The organism is Streptococcus huangxiaojuni (assembly GCF_040930515.1).
GTDB classification, from domain to species: Bacteria; Bacillota; Bacilli; order Lactobacillales; family Streptococcaceae; genus Streptococcus; species Streptococcus huangxiaojuni.
On sequence record NZ_JBFQEG010000017.1, the window covers coordinates 16,266 to 33,140 of the forward strand.

The following is a 16,875-nucleotide window of genomic DNA, read 5'->3' on the forward strand; positions in this document are numbered from 1 at the left end:
GTGCTGCTTTTTTCAAAAAAATGAAGCCATAACAAAAAGCCGAGTCACCCCGGCTTTCAATGGTCCAATTTCTAAACCCGTTCTACTTTCCCAGACTTAAGAGCCCGTGCTGACGCCCAAACTTTTTTGGGTTTTCCGTCAATAAGAACAGTCACTTTTTGTAAATTTGGTTTAACCGTACGTTTAGTTTGATTCATAGCGTGTGAACGGTTGTTGCCTGATACCGTTTTGCGCCCTGTAAAATAACATACTTTTGCCATTTTTATCTCTTTCCTCCTCTTTAGATTCAGGTGTCTGACACCACATACTAAAACATTATATCAGAATCTGTTTTCTTTGGCAACTCCCTTTTATCATTCAGCTGTCTTATATTATTAGAAAGTGATGCCGTGAGAAAATCAGCATCAGATAACAGAGCTCTTTTGAGATACAGTTGAAATAGAAAAAAGCAGCCGCTTAGGTAATTGCAATGAGATAAAAGGTTTATTATAATAAATCTGACATATCTATATTTATGAGGAGAATCATAATGAAGACAGAACGATTGATTGGCATCCTTGCAGTCCTGCTTCAAAGAGATAGGGTCACCGCTCCGGAACTTGCGGAACTCTTTGAAGTCTCTCGAAGAACTATTAACCGGGATATTGAAGCTCTTTGCACCGCCGGAATTCCAATTATGACCACACGGGGAGTAAACGGCGGGATTCAAATTATGGATGGTTACAGAGTAGACCGTACAATCCTTTCAAATTCAGATATGCAGGCAATTCTAAGCGGATTGAGGAGCCTTGACAGTGTGAGCGGGACGAATCGCTACTTGCAGCTTATGGAAAAACTATCGGCTGGTGCAGCATCTTTTCTTTCAGGTGATAATCATATTTTGATAAACTTAGCTGCATGGGACAAAGCTGCAGTGTCTGAACGTATTGAACTGATTCATAGGGCGATTGAAAGCTGCAATTACCTGTGCTTTCATTATTCGTCACCTTCCGGCGAAAGCAAGCGGAAAATTGAGCCTTACTATCTGATTTTCCAGTGGTCAAACTGGTATGTATGGGGCTGGTGCCTGAAACGTCAGGATTTCAGATTATTCAAGCTGAACAGAATGACAGCTCTTTCTGCCGGCGAACTTTTTACAAAACGCGCCCTTCTGTATCCCGACTTATCAAATGACAGTCTATTTCCGCACAACCACATGGTAAAAGCGATTATCCAGCCTGAATACCGCTTTCGCATACTGGACGACTATGGAGCAGAATCTATTGTAGAACAAGCAGACGGTACCTTACTGTTTTCATTTGGCTTCACTGATTTTGAAAGTATAAAGTCTTGGATACTGTCTTTCGGTAAGGGAATTGAATTGCTTGAACCCCATGAACTAAGAGAACATTTAAAGCATTTTGGAGCAGATTTAGTAAAAAAATATTCTTAAACATGACATACAGCTGTCCTGTTCACTTTGTTATGATGAATTTATAAAGAATAGGGAGGATAATGAAATGCGGTTAGATGGATTTGGTATCTTTGTAAACGATATGGGAACTATGGTCCGTTTTTATCGAGACGTTCTGGGCTTTGAAATACAGGAAGAAGATGAGACCAGCAATGTTTATTTAGAAAAAGACGGAACATTGTTTCTCTTGTTTCGGCGCAATGATTTTGAAAAAATGACAAGACAGCGCTTTGCATATGCTGATGGTATCAATGGCCATTATGAGATTGCTTTGTCTGTCGACAATTTCGATTCGGTTGATAAAACCTACAATGCTGTGCTTGCTAAAGGAGCAGTGTCAGTTATGCCGCCGACAACTGAGGAGTGGGGGCAGCGAACATGTTACATCGCTGATCCGGAAGGAAACCTGATTGAGATTGGTTCTTTCGTAAAGGAGGCATGAGATGGTATTTGACTACAAAAAAGAATATAAAGAATTTTATATGCCAAAGAACAGGCCCGGTATTGTCAGTGTGCCGAACATGAATTATATAGCCGTTCGCGGACAAGGCGATCCAAATGCCAAGGACGGCCCCTACAAACAGGCCATCAACCTGCTCTACGGGGTCGCTTTTACTATCAAGATGAGCAAAAAGAGCAGTCATCACATTGAGGGATACTTCGATTATGTTGTTCCACCGCTTGAGGGCTTTTGGTGGCAGGAAGGCACAGACAACATTGATTACGCCCATAAGGATAATTTCAATTGGATATCTGTAATCCGCCTTCCAGATTTTGTGACACAGACTGATTTTAAATGGGCGGTTGAAGAGGCAGGAAAGAAAAAGAAAACGGACTTCTCTAAGGTTGAGTTTTTAACTTATGAAGAGGGACTGGCGGTCCAGTGTCTGCATATTGGCCCATATGATGAGGAACCCGCTACCATTTCACTGATGCATGAGTTTATGCAAAAGCAGGGATACACGCTTGATATCACAGACAAGCGGCTGCATCACGAGATTTATCTGAGCGATGCCAGAAAAGTGGCTCCTGAAAAACTGAAAACCGTTATCAGACATCCGATACGCAAATGCTAGACTGAAAGATTAAAACCTAAACACCTTACTGTTTCTGGCGCAGTAGCTTTTAGGAAGCTGACTGAACAAACCTAGGCTGTTTTGGAGATAGTAAGGATACTTAGTCAGACATGACCCAGGCATTCATCCGACAGCGACATTCTGGATTTTAGATGCAACAGCATAAAGAAGCAGCTGCCGGGCAAGGATAGGGAGACGACAATGGGCAAACGCAAAACCTCAGGTAAAATAAGAAATGAAAGTTTGGCAGGCGTCGTTTCTAACTGTTTCTCTTTGCCAAAGCAACTAAAAAGCAATCGTATCCAACCTGCTCATTAACGAGTAAGAACAAATCGGACCATAAACGATTCCTTTGGATATTTTCGCTTTTTAACACGGCTTCATCTTGGAATTGAACACGGACTTTGTGTCTTGGTGAAACTGAACACGCCCTAAACGCTGCGGGAAAAGACTAGTCAAGCTGAGTGCTGATTTCATTACTATCCAGCCGTAAACGTCTGAAGGCTTTGCAGTCTTTACAGCCTGCCGCACCCTTCTAGTCGTTCTGGCAGGGGTGCGTCTGCGAAATCAAAGATTTCGGACTTACCGCCTATTTTCCTTTTGCGTTTTTAACGGCTTTTGTATCTTGGTGAATTGAACACGGCCTAAACGCTGCGGGAAAAAGATGGCTGTCATCGTGATGCAAGCATCACTTGCCATCCCCTATTTTCCTTTTGCGTTTTTAACGGCCTTTGTATCTTAATAAAAAAACCGCCTCTAAAACAAAGTTTAGAAGCGGTAACTGATGCCGACTGCAGAAATCTTTTCCGTTTTTCTTTGCAAAGATAAACTAAAAACAGCTTATTATCAAGGTTTTAAAATTTTATCCAACTTAAAAAGCGTATCTCAATTTTATTTCCCAACAATTAGTTATGCTGGATATTATTCAAGAACATACATGCCCTTTACTGTTACCCTTTTTCAAACAATACTTTTACACGAGCTAATAAGTTGTTCAATAATTCGTCTGAAACGTTTTCTATATACCGATAGTCTCTGGCATTGAAATCTATCGTCACCAATTGGTCAAGCAAGACTTTACCTGTTGTCTCGGTATCTTTCAGAGGGACATAAAAGGGGTAATCTCTTTTGGTATTACTGATAGGTGCAAAAATAGCAATGTTAGAATACTTCATGACAACACTGTGGCTTAAACAAATATAAGGGCGGTAACCTTTTTGTTCATGACCTTGTTTTGGGTCAAGGTTAATTTTGATAATAGATCCTTGCTTAATACTTACCACTGTTCATTACCAGCACTTTCAAAAATAAACGGCCTTACTGATACTGGTTCTCCTTGATAATCTTTAAAAAGATCATCGACTGTCAATTCTGGAACTGTCCTTGCTTTTTTAAGAATAATCTTGTCCCCAGACACTTCATAATCAAGAATATCGTTGGTATGTAATTGCAGCTGCTGTACTAATTGTTTTGGGAGACGTATAGCTGAACTGTTCCCCCATTTATTCACTGTTACTTGCATAATACACCTCCTCTTTTTAAGTATTATAACATAAAAGTATCATTTTGTATATACTTCTGATGCTTATAAAAAAGTGCTCTTGCACCTAATCAAAAACTTACGACTAACATTGAATAGTTTCTCCATACGTATATGTAAGTGAAAAATATAAAACAAGCAGAGAAGAAAGAACGATTTACTGGCTTTCTTCTCTGTTTGTTTTCCTTATCTTCCTAATATTGCGACTGTCAATAAAGCTTTAAAACTTTATTTGAAAGAATGGAAACGGAACATCTGATAACGACTAAAAATACTTGGGGGGTATCTCTGGTATAATAAGACTGATTTAGGGGGCTAGCCAAAATTTTAGGACAGAAAGATATTTCCACCTCGGTAGCTGTTCACAGGCATATCTTGGAAGAAAAAATTGGACAAGAACTTAAAGCCATTAGAGCTTTACTGTAAGTTCTCAACAAAATGCTTTTGACCAGCAAAAAAGCCTTATTTCAAGGGCTTTTTATCTTGTATTTCAATGCCGACTGCAGGGGTCGAACCTGCGACCTACGCGTTACGAGTGCGTTGCTCTGCCAGCTGAGCTAAGTCGGCCCGAGCTGTTCAACAGATACTATTTTATCATTTTTTTGAAGATTGTCAAATTTTTTCAGCTGCTGACTTTATTTTTCTGAAAGTATCTTTTCAAAAATTGCAAATATCAAATGCAGATGCCAGCTTAGAAAGGCTTTATTTTGGCGGCCAGACAACTGAAGCCCAAACTAAACTCAGGCTGCAGGATACTGATTTTTTATTTTTAGAACTCATTTTTATGCTGGTTAATAAATTGACGAATGGCATCCAGGGCCAGCTGAATATTGTCAATCTGACAGTGAAGGCTGCCTCCGGTTTCTTCAGTAAAAAGATGCGCCTGAACATTTTTTGCCTGAACGAGTTTATTTTTTAGATCTTCTAAACGGTAAGAAGGCACATACATATCCTGACTTCCTGCTAATAAGAGACAGGTTTGTTCAATCTGCCCCAATTGATTTTCAATAGTGTGAGCACTGATATTGCGGATAAAGTCATAAGCTGTCTTTTCCCCCGTTATTCCTTGACCGTGCATCAGCATCCAAGACAGACTGGTGTTGGTTTTTGCTTTATGGCTAATGATGGCATTGATTAAAGATTTCTGCCTTAAAAATAAACCGGCTTTCAAGAGAGCATATTCGGCAGCTCTTGTCTGTAAGCGAAAAGCATCCATAGCTGAATAGAAAATATCAAAACAGATACACAGCTTTATACGTTTTTCAAAAGCTGCTGCTCTTAAGACAAAACTGCCGCCCCATGACAAGCCGACCGCTGCAACTGTTTCTAACTTAAAATAGTCTAAAACCGCAGCAACAACCCTCTCATAATCTGCTTGAAAATAAAGCTTTTGCGCCGGCACAGATCCTTGACCGGGACCATCAAAAATTAAAAGATTGCACTGCAGCTCCTCCTGCAGAGGTAAAAACCAAGAAACCAGCTCTTCCATATAGGAGTCAAAGCCTCCAATAACCAATAAAGTTTTGCTGAACTCGGCTTTTTTCAGCCAGACCGCCGGCAGCACCCCCTGCTCATAGGGGACACTGGCATACTGCAAATCAGCATTCTCGTAAAACCGTTCAAAACAACGCCTGAAGCACTGATAAGCATCAGCTTTTCTCTTATCTGAAAAGGAGAGGAAGAATAAAGAAGACCGATAATAGGTCATCGCAACTTCCAGCAGGCCTTGTTTTTCATAGCTTCTTGCCTTTTGATTCCACCATTGGTACCATGACTCAAAGTCATGGACAGTCTGCCCAATTTCTAATAAATCCGCTTCTACTTCCTGATACTTGTTTTTGAGCTGGCCTGTCAGCCTCAAAATTTGGAAATCAAACAGCAAAATTCCTGTATATTGTTTTAGCATATTGTCTTCTCCAGTTAAAAAGTGCTATAATGTGTATCACATTATTATCATAGCATGATGAAAAACAAATACAAGGTCTTCACAAGAAGTGCTACAAATTACCGAAATAATGGCAGGAGGACGCCCGGATGAACGGCAAAGAAAGGCAAAGCCTTTATTCGAAAACACAGATTATTGAAGCAACTTTCACACTGCTAAAAGATAATCATTTTGATGAGATAACTGTCAATGAAATTCTTGATCTCGCACAAATATCAAGACGCACCTTTTACCGCTATTTTGCTAACAAAGATGATATTCTACAGGTTTATTTGGATGGCTTGCTGCAGAGTTATTATCTTTTAAAAGATGATATTTTAGCTCAGTCTTCTTTCACAGATATGCTGATGGTGACCTTAAACTTCTTTTGGGACAATCGGGAAAAGCTGAGGCTGCTTATCAGCAGTCAAAAAATCCACCTGCTGATTGAAAAATACAATCAGCAAGCAGTTGTCCTTTACCGCTTTATTAACGCCCCCTGGCATATTCAGCCAGCAAATACCCAAGCAGATCTGCAGGATATTCTTCATTTTATCACAGGCGGTTATTTCAATATCATCAGCCATTGGCTTTTGGAAGAAAAGGCTAGGCCAGCTGCAGAAATTGCCCACAATCTTTCCCTTCTTTTCAGTAAAATTCAGCAGTCCTTTGACTTGCAGCCATAGCCTGCTGACTTTAGCCGTATCAGAATAAAGAATAATAAGTTCTTATCCAAAAAAATCCTGAAATCGTTGATTTCAGGATTTTTTGCATTTTACAGTACTTGCCAAAGCCGATTATGCTTTGTTTTCTGAGCCAAAGACATCAATACGTTCTTCAACAGCACCTTGAACAGCTTTGATACCTGGCGCCAAGAATTTACGCGGATCAAAGAGTTTCTTCTTGTCGTATTCAGCTTCATTTGCATCATAATTACGTGCAAATTCGCGTGTTGCGTTTGAGAAGGCAATTTGACTTTCAGTGTTAACGTTAACTTTAGCTACACCAAGTTTGATAGCAGCTTGAATTTGATCATCAGGGATTCCTGAACCGCCGTGCAGTACGATTGGGAAACCTGGAACTGCGGCTGCCAATTTTTCAAGGTGGTCCAGTGCAAGACCTTCCCAGTTATCAGGATATGGACCGTGGATATTTCCGATACCGGCTGCTAAGAAGTCGATACCTGTTTCAACCATCGCTTTAGCATCTTCAATTGGTGCTAATTCGCCTTTACCGATGATACCATCTTCTTCACCGCCGATTGTTCCGACTTCAGCTTCCACTGAAACGCCTTTCGCATGCGCCAGTTCAACTACCTCTTTTGTTTTTGCAAGGTTTTCCTCTACTGGCAGGTGCGAACCGTCAAACATGATTGACGTATAGCCAACTTCAATACATTCAAGCGCATCTTCATAATGACCGTGATCAAGATGAATAGCAACTGGCACAGTAATTCCCATAGATTCAACAAGGTTTTCAATAAGCTGTTTACAAAGTTTGTAACCGCCCATATATTTGGCTGCACCCATGGAAGTTTGGATAAGAACCGGTGCTTGTTTGCTTTCTGCTGCACGCAAGATAGCCTGTGTCCATTCCAAGTTGTTTGTGTTAAATCCACCAACTGCATAACCGTTGTCACGCGCTGCTTGGACAAATTTCTCTGCTGAAACGATTGCCATTGTAAGGCCTCCTATTTATTTTTTGGGTTAAACCCATTACGTGTTCATTTTATCACTTTTTTAGTAAAATAGCCAGCTAAATTTAAAAGACCCTATATTTTTCAATCGCAGGCAGCCAGTCCATACGGATTCTCATTCCCCAGCCTAGGTTACCACAGACAGTTAAACACAGCTTTCTCCGGCGGCAAAAGCCAGACGACCGAACTTTTCCAAGGTCTTTTGCCAAATGCCATACAGCTAATTTCGGTAAAGAAAGCGAACCAATTTTGCATTATCAGCTGTAGCGGGAAATTCAGTGCTTTAGATCCTCTGACTGTCTTTCTTGAAGTTTTCGGTTAATATGGCGGACCCTGTTATAAAAAACAAAATAAACCACAATCCAAATGATTAAGTAGATCGCAGCGTATTTTCCCAAAAAACTCAAATCAAAAACATCCGAGGTGAGATTATTCAGGTAATTAAGAAGACCTACCAGACCGCACACGCCTAAGAAGTGCAGAAACAGCTGCCAAGCAAAGTTAGGACGTTCCAGCTCAAAAATCATACTTATCAAGCCGATTAAACCGCTGATCCAGACGACATTGACAATCTGTGCAACCGTTTGATTCTCTGCGCCATTAAGTACTAAAGCAGCGGAATAGCTCAGACCGCCAAAACCAACTCCGATTAAAAAATACAGGACAGCCGTTTTCCAAGTGTTTTTCATATCTCTCCCTCACAATCCTAAAGCATTTTCCAAATGACGCAGATAGCGCCGGCTGACATCGGCCTTACGCTTACCTGTTAAAATCGCCAGCATATTGCCGGAAAAGTTGGCCTCCAAGGCCTGCAGGTGATTGATGTTTATCAGACCATGTTTAGACACTTGAATAAAATCAGGATTATTAAGCCGTTCCTTAAATTTATAAAGTCTTTCCGTAATAATATAACGGCCCTTTAAAGTCTCCAAAATCAAGCTGTCAGCATCGACATCAACAAACACCAGCTCATCAACTTTCAGCATTTCCAGACGGTCATTCGTTTTCAAGGGCAGAATAGCCGGCGGTTTTGAGTCGTATCGGCTCAAATAAGCTAATACCCCTTGGGCTTCTGCTGTCAGCTCTTGGCTGCGGACCAGAACCTCAACTGCACCCGGGCGCAAACTGTCATCTTTTTCAAAACGATAATCCACAAAGCTCTCCTTTTTAATATGACACCGCTACTAAGAAAATCAAAAACAGTCTGACCAGCCTTGCCCGCGATTCAGTCTTGTCCATTCATTTTCAGATTTCAGACAAGGAAAACTGTCCGGCCATCAGAACAGAACCCTTGCAAATCAGATAAGTTCCTGTACATATCAGGATTTCATTGAACTGTCCGCTTGAAAAACAAGAGGCTGCCCTCTCTCCTTAGGTCTTTAGAATCCGTTATTGCATTCCCTTTTCTAAGCTGAAAGGAAGGAAAAAGTCAGATTGTCATTTTTCTTTTCAGAGGGTTGATTTCTTTTTATCAGTTTATCGTAAAACCGGTTTTTTCACAAGCTGAAACAGGCTAAACAGAAGAAGGCTTAAAAAGGCGACACCGATAACAACTAAAGTGTTTTGAGGGAGGCTTGTCAGATCAGACCATTTCAGACCAATTCCCAAGTACTCCTTGACTGCAAGAGCTGACTGGCTTTTTCCGGCCAGTGTATCTGATGTTAAAATCTGGCGGTAAGCCGCTGCCGCATAAGTTCCCGGCGTTAGCTTTACCAGATACTGTGCAAAATTTGGCAGATTGCCGATTGGCAGATAAACCCCGACTAAGAAACCTGAGGCTGTCCCGATAATAACGGAAAAGCGCTCTGCTGCTTCAACGGTTTTAAAGAACTGGCCTATAAGAATCCCTGTTCCCGCTCCTAAAAAGGAACTGGCCAGCATAATCCCTAGCAGCTGCAGAACCTGCGTCAAGCTGAGGGTCAGACCATCCTGCCAGTAAAAGAAACCGGTCATAATCAGCAGCATAATGATCTGCATGACTGTTCCGATTGCACTGGCACTGATGAAATAACCGAGATGCAGTTTGAAGCTGGAGGTATCAGTCAGCAGAAAATCAGCGAATTTTTGGCTTTCTTTGTCCTGAATCATACGGACAATCCCTGTCCAAGTCGTCGTGATGCTGGTGACAGCTAATATCCCTCCTATAACCCACTTATCTAGAAGAATAGCCCCATTAGTCAGATTCCCCCAATTGTCCAGCATATTTTTTTGCAGAAAAACAATATACAAAGCAAAGGCAATCCAGGCCCCCATCAGTGAAAAAAATACACTGGCCTTATTGCTGAAGTAAAGTGCTAAACTGCGTTTTACTGTTGCTCCCATCAGTCAATCTCCTTTCCTGTGATAGCGATAAAAGCATCATTAATGGTGCCCGGCTTAAATTCAAACGTAGCTAAAGTGTCTCGGTAACGACTGAGAACAGCAATCGCTTCCTGAGCGGTCAAACCTTCCACTAAAAAACCAAGTTCTGTCTCGATTAAGGGATAAGAAAAATTCTCTAACAGCTGATTTGCTCTAGGTACTAAATACAGCTTATTCTTGGCATATTTCTTTTTCAAATCCATGGCTGTACCCTGAGCAAGAACCTGCCCTTGCTCAATGATGTAGGTTAATTCTGCATTTTCAGCTTCTTCCAAATAATGGGTGGTTAAGAAAATCGTCAGCCCCTGTTCTTTTTTCAAACGATAAAGCAAGTCCCAAATCATCTGCCGCGTCTGAATATCCAGCCCTGTTGTCGGCTCGTCAAGAAAGAGTAGATCCGGTTTATTGAGCAGTGCACGGGCAATGTCAGCCCGTCTGCGCTGCCCTCCGGAAAGCGTCCCATACTTTTGGCCGAGAAAACCATTCAGTCCTGTCAAGTCCAGCAAATCGGTCAGCCATCTCTTATCCATTTGTTTATAAAGCCCTGCCCGATTATAAAGATTGGCTTTGACAGTCAGCTCGTCATCCAGAACACTGTCTTGAAAAACCATCCCCATTTTGATTCCGGGTGCTAGCCGCACTCTTCCATAGCTTGGTTTTAATAGACCTGTCAGCATCTTAATCGTAGTGGATTTTCCGGCACCGTTAGTTCCCAGATAGGCAACCAAACTTCCTTTAGGAACAGTTAAATTTAATTGCTTAACAACCGTTTTGTCCCCGTATGTTTTCGTTAAATTTTTCGTCTCAATAAGCATATCTTTGTCCTCCACAGCTTTATCCTAACAAAAAAACAGCCCTGATGGCTGCTTTTTTCGCTAAGCGGTTAAAAAACACCGGTAAGCGGCAGAAAGATAAAGACTCTGCACCTTAGCAGCACAGCTTAAATGTTTTCATAAATTCTGTTTAACTGCGGAAATACAAAAAAGCCAGACTATAGCCTGGCTGCTTTTGCGGAAAGAGGGACTTGAACCCTCACGACCTAAAGCGGTCACAGGATCCTTAGTCCTGCGCGTCTGCCAATTCCGCCATTCCCGCGTGACAACAAAGATAATTATATCAATTACTATCAGGGTTGTCAACATCTTTTTTCAAAATATCATTCTATCGTGTGAAAGTGATAGTCTCAGTGAGATTGACGGGGAAAGCACAGCTCCTCAGCCAGCCGTTCTTATCACTCTCTACCGGGCTTGTTTATTCTCTACAGCCGCAGTCACAAAGGCGGTGTAAAGTTCCTCAGCGCGGTTAGGCCGGCTTTGCAGCTCAGGATGGTACTGAGCTGCCACAAAGAATTTCTTCTCCGGCAGTTCAACAACTTCCATTAAACGGTTGTCCGGCGATACCCCTGAAAAGACAAAGCCTGCTGCTTCAAACTGTTCACGGAATTTAGTGTTAAATTCATAACGGTGGCGGTGACGCCGCTGTACAACTTCTTGACTATGATATGCAGCTGCTGCTTTGCTGCCGGGCTTGAGCTTACATGGATAAAGACCCAGACGCAGCGTTCCCCCCATATCTTCAATATCAATCTGGTCACGCATGATATCAATAACAGGGTATTTAGTAGCAGGGTCAAGCTCAGTTGAATTGGCTCCTTCAAGATTAAGAACATGCCGGGCATATTCGACACAAGTCAGCTGCATTCCCAAACAAATCCCCAGCATAGGGAGGTCGTTTTCACGGGCATACTGGATGGCAGCAATCTTTCCTTCTGTTCCGCGATGGCCAAAGCCGCCGGGAACAATGACACCGTCAGCATCGCCAAGGGCAGCAGCCACATTTTCGGACGTCAGATCATTGGCATTAATCCATTTCAAATCAATTGCCGAATCGTTAACATAGCCCGAATGTTTCAAGGCTTCAACAACGGAAAGGTAAGCATCCGGAAGCTCAACATATTTACCGACCAGAGCGATCTTAGTTGTCTCTTTAAGTGTCAAAACCTTATCAACCATTGCCGACCAGGCAGTCATATCTGCAGGCGGAACATTCAGTTTTAAATGGTCACAGACAATCTGATCCATATTCTGCGCCTGCATATTGAGCGGTATCTGATAGATATGTTCTACGTCAAGTGATTCGATAACAGCTTCAGGCGCTACATCGCAAAACTGTGCCAGCTTATTTTTAATGGACTGTTCAGCCGGTTTTTCTGTCCGAATCACCAGCATGTTCGGCTGGATGCCTAAACCGCGCAGCTCTTTGACTGAGTGCTGAGTCGGTTTGGTTTTCATTTCCCCGGCCGCTTTCAAATAGGGCAGCAAGGTGGTGTGAATATACATGACATTATCTGAGCCGACATCAGCTTTCATTTGGCGCAGGGCTTCCAGAAAAGGCAGGCTTTCAATGTCCCCTACCGTGCCGCCAACCTCAGTAATAATCACATCGGAGTCAGTAGTCGCAGCAGCACGTTTTATCTTCTCTTTTAAGGCATTGGTAATATGGGGAATGACCTGAACAGTCGCTCCAAGATATTCTCCGCGCCGTTCTTTTCGTAAAACCTCATCGTAAATTTTCCCTGTTGTGACATTGGAGTACTTATTTAAATTAATATCGATAAAACGCTCATAATGCCCTAAGTCAAGATCAGTTTCAGCACCGTCATCTGTCACATAAACTTCCCCGTGCTGGTAAGGGCTCATTGTCCCAGGATCTATATTAATATAAGGGTCAAATTTTTGAATTGTGACTTTCAGACCGCGATTCTTCAGTAAGCGTCCCAGACTGGCCGCAACAATGCCTTTACCGATTGAAGAAACCACACCGCCGGTTACAAAAATATACTTTGTCATCCAAAACTCCTTTAAAAGTGTACAGTAAAATTCAAATAGCAACAAATCATAATATTAGGGAATAGACAGATGCCTGTTAAGCTTAAAAAACAAAATAGCTCCCTATTGCTAGGGAGCATTTTCCGACCTCATCAAGAGGTGCCCAATAATAAATATAAACTATCTTACAGCATTTGTCAAATCCCTTTTATATCATTTGATTAAACAAGCACTGAGCCGGGAAAAGAGAACAATTAGTACAGTAAAATAAAGCACCTAAAACTCCAAATAAAAAAAGGAGAAGACTTGCGGCTCTTCTCCAGATTTTAAACTTAATTAAATCACTATAATAAACAAGCTTTTATTAACTGTTCTCAGTTTCCTCCCGCTCAAACTCCTCATCTTCTTCGTCATCGTCCTCTTCATTGAGCTCAACGTCCTCATCTAAATCATCATCAGGAATAATTTCATTGATTTCCGAATCATAAGAGTCCACTTCATCCTTCTCATCATCCGGATTTTCTTCTTCATATTCCACTTCCTGATCAGCCGGCGTAAAATCTTCATCTTCCGGGTCATCATCCCTGTAGTCAATAGCATCTTCATCACCATCCATGAAGGCATTGACCCGTTTTTTCTTACGCTTAGTCGCACCTTCTTCGTGATCCTCAAGTGTAATGATTTCTTCATCAATCTCGTCAACAGCATACCATGAGCGCAGACCCCACTTATTTTCACCAAGCGGGATGAAACTGCCGTCAGTATTCAAATCAGCATAGAAAAAAGGGAGTGATTCACGAATATCCTGATCTGTTTTTCCCAGATAACCTTGGATGTCATTAACAAGGTCGCTAAAATGCATTTCATTATCACGGCCGCGCTCCTCCAAAATGGCCCGAGCAACCTCAATCATTGAAAGCTCATCTTTTTCCTGTCCAGCTAATACTTCTAATTCCAAAATCCTTCTCCTTTTAACAAGATACAAAGGCCGTATAAAGCTCACAGCAAAAATAGGAAAACTGACGAAGAAACTTCAGTTTCTAGGAAGTTTTATCTTTTTTGCAAAGAGCTTAGGCCGTGTTCAATTACACAAGATACAAAGGCCGATAAAAGAGCAAAGCAAAAATAGGAAAATTGATGAAGAGTCGCTAAGACTCTAGGAAATTTTATCTTTTTTGCACAGCTCTTAGGCCGTGTTCAATTACACAAGATACAAAGGCCGTTAAAAACGCAAAAGGAAAATAGGGGACTGACTGACGAATCGCCAGATTCTAAGTCAGGACATCTTTTTCCCGCAGCGTTTAGGCCGCGTTCAATTCCAACAAGATACAAAGCCCGTATAAAGCTCACAGCAAAAATAGGAAAACTGACGAAGAAACTTCAGTTTCTAGGAAGTTTTATCTTTTTGCAAAGAGTTTAGGCCGCGTTCAATTACACAAGATACAAAGGCCGTTAAGAAACCCGTATGAAAATGACGGTAAGTCCGAAATCTCTGATTTCGCAGACGCACCTCTGCCAGGACGACTAGAAGGGTGCGGGCGGCTGCTAAGACGACAAAGCCTTCAGACGGCTACGGCTGACGGTAAGTCCGAAATCTCTGATTTCGCAGACGCACCTCTGCCAGGACGACTAAACAGGTTCGGAAAAATTTAGCCCTCCAAATCATTTCCAACGCCTCCCGCAGACATACAGCCAGGCACTTTTTAATCTATACAGCCTTAGCTCTGTACTCAGTGTTACAGTGCCTCTGTTTTCATATATTTTGCATTCTCTATTTTACGCTAAAAATCACTTTTCGTCAAAACATTTACCATTTTTACTCCTAAGAATTCCTCTGCTTAATCAGCTCTAGAACTTCTTTCATATCTCTGGCCTTTGTATCGGCCTGAGACTGATCAACAGCCATTCTTTTTTCTTCATAAGCAATCGTATAAATCCCAGCGCTTTTAGCCGCCTTAATTCCGGAAGGCGAATCCTCCACTGCCAGCGCTTGGGAAGGAGATAAATCAAAATAGTTTAAGACAAATTGATAAATAGCTGGATCGGGCTTGCTTTTGGGAAAATCTTCACCGCTGACAACTAAATCAAAGTCCTCTTTAATCCCGCAGTTTTTCAAAATATCGAAAAGATATGTTTTCTGCGTTGATGAAGCAACCGCAAGCGATATATGCTGTTCTTTGGCGTACTGTAAAATAGCTGTGATGCCTGTTCTAAACAAAGGCAGGTAGGCAGCGGGCTGATATTTTTTCTGCTCAATCCTTCTGAGGCCCTCTTCAATATCATCAAAAGTCAGATGCGTCTTGGTAAGTACCTTGATTCGAGCCAGCAAATCCTGCCCAGAACGTCCGACTAAATGTGAAAAATCGTCATGAGTCAATTGCTCAGGAAATGAGGCAAGAGATTTAATATAGGCGCTTTGAAGCTGAAAATCCAAATATTCCGTATCAACAATAACCCCATCCATATCAAAAATAATAGCTTTTATCATAGCAACTCCTGGTTTTAGCAATAAATTCATCCGTCCTGGCTGCAGCAGCTGCAGAGCCAATCAGGCAGAAGCACTTTTATACCTCCAGTATAGCAAAATAATCGGAGAAGAACCATTTATAATTAAGACTTTAACAGTCACTCTAAAAAGACAGACATAAAAAAACCAGATGCAGCCATCTGGTTTTTTAGCTTTATTTTACTTTTGCTGTGCTTGTCACTGCTTCGACTGCTTTTTTCATTGTAATATCATGTTTAAGCATATCTGCTGAAAGAAGATTGCGAACTTGTTCGTTAGGCATATTGTATTCAGCTGCAAGTTCTGTAACTTCTTTTTCAATTTCTTCTTCTGTTGCTTCAAAATCTTCAGCCTCAGCAATCGCTTCAATGACGAGATTAGTCTTGGTCCGTTTTTCAGCATCGACTTCATATTGTTTATGAAGGTCTTCCTCAGTCGTTCCTGTCAGCTGATAATACATTTCCGGTGAAATACCTTGGCGCTGCATATTATTCATAAATTCATTCATTGCACGATGAACTTCTGCGTCAACCATTTCTTCAGGGAGTTCAACGATTTCAGCATTTTCAACAGCCAATTCAAGCGCAGCACCTTCAACAGCATCATCATAAGCTTTTTTCTTATCAGCTGCTAATTCGTCCCGATATTTAGCTTTCAGCTCTTCAAGGGTTTCAACCTCTTCATCGATATCTTTTGCCAGTTCATCGTCAAGCTCCGGTACTTCTTTTGCCTTTACTTCATGAACAGTTGTGACAAATTTTGCCGCCTTGCCGGCCAAATTTTCAGACTGGTAATCTTCTGGGAATGTCACATTGACATCGAGGGTTTCCCCTGCCTTGCTGCCGACCAGCTGTTCTTCAAAACCAGGTATGAACTGTCCTGAGCCAAGTTCAAGAGAGAAATTATCCCCTTTGCCGCCGTCAAATTCAACACCATCAACCGAACCGACAAAGTCAATAACAACAGTATCCCCTTCTTCGGCAGCATCATCTTTAAGAACGAGTTCAGCTAAATTATTGCGCTCAGCTTCAACCTTTTGATCAATTTCAGCATCAGTCACTTCCTGATCGACATCAACTGATACCTCAAGATTTTTATAATCACCAAGCTTAACTTCCGGCTTAGTCACCACTTCGGCTGTCAGAGTCCAGTCTGCCCCTTTTTCCATTGACTTAACATCAATCTTCGGCTGTGCCACAACATCAAGTCCTAATTCAGCAACTGCTGCATCATAGGCTGCAGGCAAAATAGCATTGAGAGTATCCTCATACAGGGCTTCTTCCCCAAACCTCTGATTAAAAATTGCACGCGGTATACGCCCTTTACGGAATCCTGGAACGTTCAAGTCTTTTTTTACTTTATTGAATGTCTTATCCAGCGCTGGCTGAATCTTATCCTGACCGATTGTGAATGTAATGAGACCACGATTTGTAGCTGTATTTTCAAATGATGTTGACATTGCAGTCGTTTCTCCTTAAAATTATTTAGATA

17 protein-coding genes and 2 tRNA genes are annotated in these 16,875 nt (G+C 41.6%); 4 read left to right on the plus strand and 15 right to left on the minus strand.

Features of this window, described 5'->3' with window-relative positions; translation table 11 throughout:
• Positions 1–71: 71 nt before the first annotated feature.
• Complete coding sequence (rpmB, locus tag AB3329_RS08835; protein WP_018164578.1) at positions 72–260, minus strand: 50S ribosomal protein L28; 189 nt, start codon at positions 258–260, stop codon at positions 72–74.
• 269 nt (positions 261–529) lie between these two features.
• Between rpmB and AB3329_RS08840 the strand changes: the two genes are divergently transcribed.
• From AB3329_RS08840 to AB3329_RS08850, 3 genes are all read left to right on the plus strand, one after another.
• Positions 530–1,432, plus strand: coding sequence for a helix-turn-helix transcriptional regulator (locus tag AB3329_RS08840; protein WP_368395611.1), 903 nt, complete (start codon positions 530–532; stop codon positions 1,430–1,432).
• Positions 1,433–1,499: 67 nt separating this feature from the next.
• Entirely contained in the window at positions 1,500–1,895 is a 396-nt protein-coding gene (locus AB3329_RS08845; RefSeq protein WP_368395613.1) for a VOC family protein, read from the plus strand.
• Position 1,896: 1 nt separating this feature from the next.
• A complete protein-coding gene (locus tag AB3329_RS08850) occupies positions 1,897–2,529 on the plus strand; it encodes a GyrI-like domain-containing protein (RefSeq protein WP_368395615.1) in 633 nt (210 codons plus the stop codon).
• Positions 2,530–3,479: 950 nt separating this feature from the next.
• On the opposite strand, the gene AB3329_RS08855 is transcribed toward AB3329_RS08850, so the two are convergent.
• The 4 genes from AB3329_RS08855 to AB3329_RS08870 all read right to left on the minus strand — a co-directional run bounded on the left by AB3329_RS08855 (position 3,480) and on the right by AB3329_RS08870 (position 5,975).
• Entirely contained in the window at positions 3,480–3,812 is a 333-nt protein-coding gene (locus AB3329_RS08855) for a type II toxin-antitoxin system PemK/MazF family toxin (protein ID WP_368395617.1), read from the minus strand.
• Complete coding sequence (locus tag AB3329_RS08860; protein WP_368395619.1) at positions 3,806–4,051, minus strand: AbrB/MazE/SpoVT family DNA-binding domain-containing protein; 246 nt, start codon at positions 4,049–4,051, stop codon at positions 3,806–3,808. The genes AB3329_RS08855 and AB3329_RS08860 overlap by 7 nt, the downstream gene beginning before the upstream one ends.
• 512 nt (positions 4,052–4,563) lie before the next feature.
• Positions 4,564–4,636: transfer RNA gene (locus tag AB3329_RS08865), tRNA-Thr, on the minus strand.
• 202 nt (positions 4,637–4,838) lie between these two features.
• Positions 4,839–5,975: an alpha/beta fold hydrolase gene (locus AB3329_RS08870; protein ID WP_368395621.1), complete on the minus strand. Its 1,137-nt coding sequence runs from the start codon at positions 5,973–5,975 to the stop codon at positions 4,839–4,841.
• Positions 5,976–6,103: 128 nt separating this feature from the next.
• On the opposite strand from AB3329_RS08870, the gene AB3329_RS08875 reads away from it, so the two are divergent.
• Positions 6,104–6,679 carry a TetR/AcrR family transcriptional regulator gene (locus tag AB3329_RS08875; protein ID WP_368395623.1) on the plus strand — a complete coding sequence of 192 codons (576 nt, stop codon included), beginning with the start codon at positions 6,104–6,106 and terminating at the stop codon, positions 6,677–6,679.
• A 111-nt stretch (positions 6,680–6,790) separates the two neighbouring features.
• Here the strand turns inward: AB3329_RS08875 and AB3329_RS08880 are convergent, their stop codons facing one another.
• The 10 genes from AB3329_RS08880 to tig form a co-directional block, all read right to left on the minus strand.
• The gene (locus AB3329_RS08880; RefSeq protein ID WP_067063934.1) at positions 6,791–7,672 is read right to left on the minus strand and encodes a class II fructose-bisphosphate aldolase; all 882 of its coding nucleotides are present in this window, start codon (positions 7,670–7,672) and stop codon (positions 6,791–6,793) included.
• A 292-nt stretch (positions 7,673–7,964) separates the two neighbouring features.
• Complete coding sequence (locus AB3329_RS08885; protein WP_368395625.1) at positions 7,965–8,378, minus strand: DUF3021 domain-containing protein; 414 nt, start codon at positions 8,376–8,378, stop codon at positions 7,965–7,967.
• Positions 8,379–8,387: 9 nt separating this feature from the next.
• Positions 8,388–8,843, minus strand: a complete 456-nt coding sequence (locus tag AB3329_RS08890; protein WP_368395627.1) for a LytTR family DNA-binding domain-containing protein — start codon at positions 8,841–8,843, stop codon at positions 8,388–8,390.
• 322 nt (positions 8,844–9,165) lie between these two features.
• Positions 9,166–10,011, minus strand: coding sequence for an ABC transporter permease (locus AB3329_RS08895; RefSeq protein ID WP_368395629.1), 846 nt, complete (start codon positions 10,009–10,011; stop codon positions 9,166–9,168).
• On the minus strand, positions 10,011–10,865 hold the full coding sequence (locus AB3329_RS08900) for an ABC transporter ATP-binding protein (RefSeq protein ID WP_368395631.1): 855 nt from the start codon (positions 10,863–10,865) through the stop codon (positions 10,011–10,013). Before AB3329_RS08900 ends, AB3329_RS08895 begins: the two co-directional genes overlap by 1 nt.
• Before the next feature lie 194 nt (positions 10,866–11,059).
• Positions 11,060–11,145, minus strand: a tRNA-Leu gene (locus tag AB3329_RS08905).
• A 143-nt stretch (positions 11,146–11,288) separates the two neighbouring features.
• The gene (gene pyrG, locus AB3329_RS08910; protein ID WP_368395633.1) at positions 11,289–12,899 is read right to left on the minus strand and encodes a CTP synthase; all 1,611 of its coding nucleotides are present in this window, start codon (positions 12,897–12,899) and stop codon (positions 11,289–11,291) included.
• A 343-nt stretch (positions 12,900–13,242) separates the two neighbouring features.
• Positions 13,243–13,836 carry a DNA-directed RNA polymerase subunit delta gene (rpoE, locus tag AB3329_RS08915; RefSeq protein ID WP_368395635.1) on the minus strand — a complete coding sequence of 198 codons (594 nt, stop codon included), beginning with the start codon at positions 13,834–13,836 and terminating at the stop codon, positions 13,243–13,245.
• A gap of 864 nt (positions 13,837–14,700) precedes the next feature.
• Positions 14,701–15,366, minus strand: a complete 666-nt coding sequence (locus AB3329_RS08920) for an HAD family hydrolase (protein WP_368395637.1) — start codon at positions 15,364–15,366, stop codon at positions 14,701–14,703.
• 193 nt (positions 15,367–15,559) lie between these two features.
• A complete protein-coding gene (gene tig / locus AB3329_RS08925) occupies positions 15,560–16,843 on the minus strand; it encodes a trigger factor (RefSeq protein ID WP_368395639.1) in 1,284 nt (427 codons plus the stop codon).
• Positions 16,844–16,875: the final 32 nt, after the last annotated feature.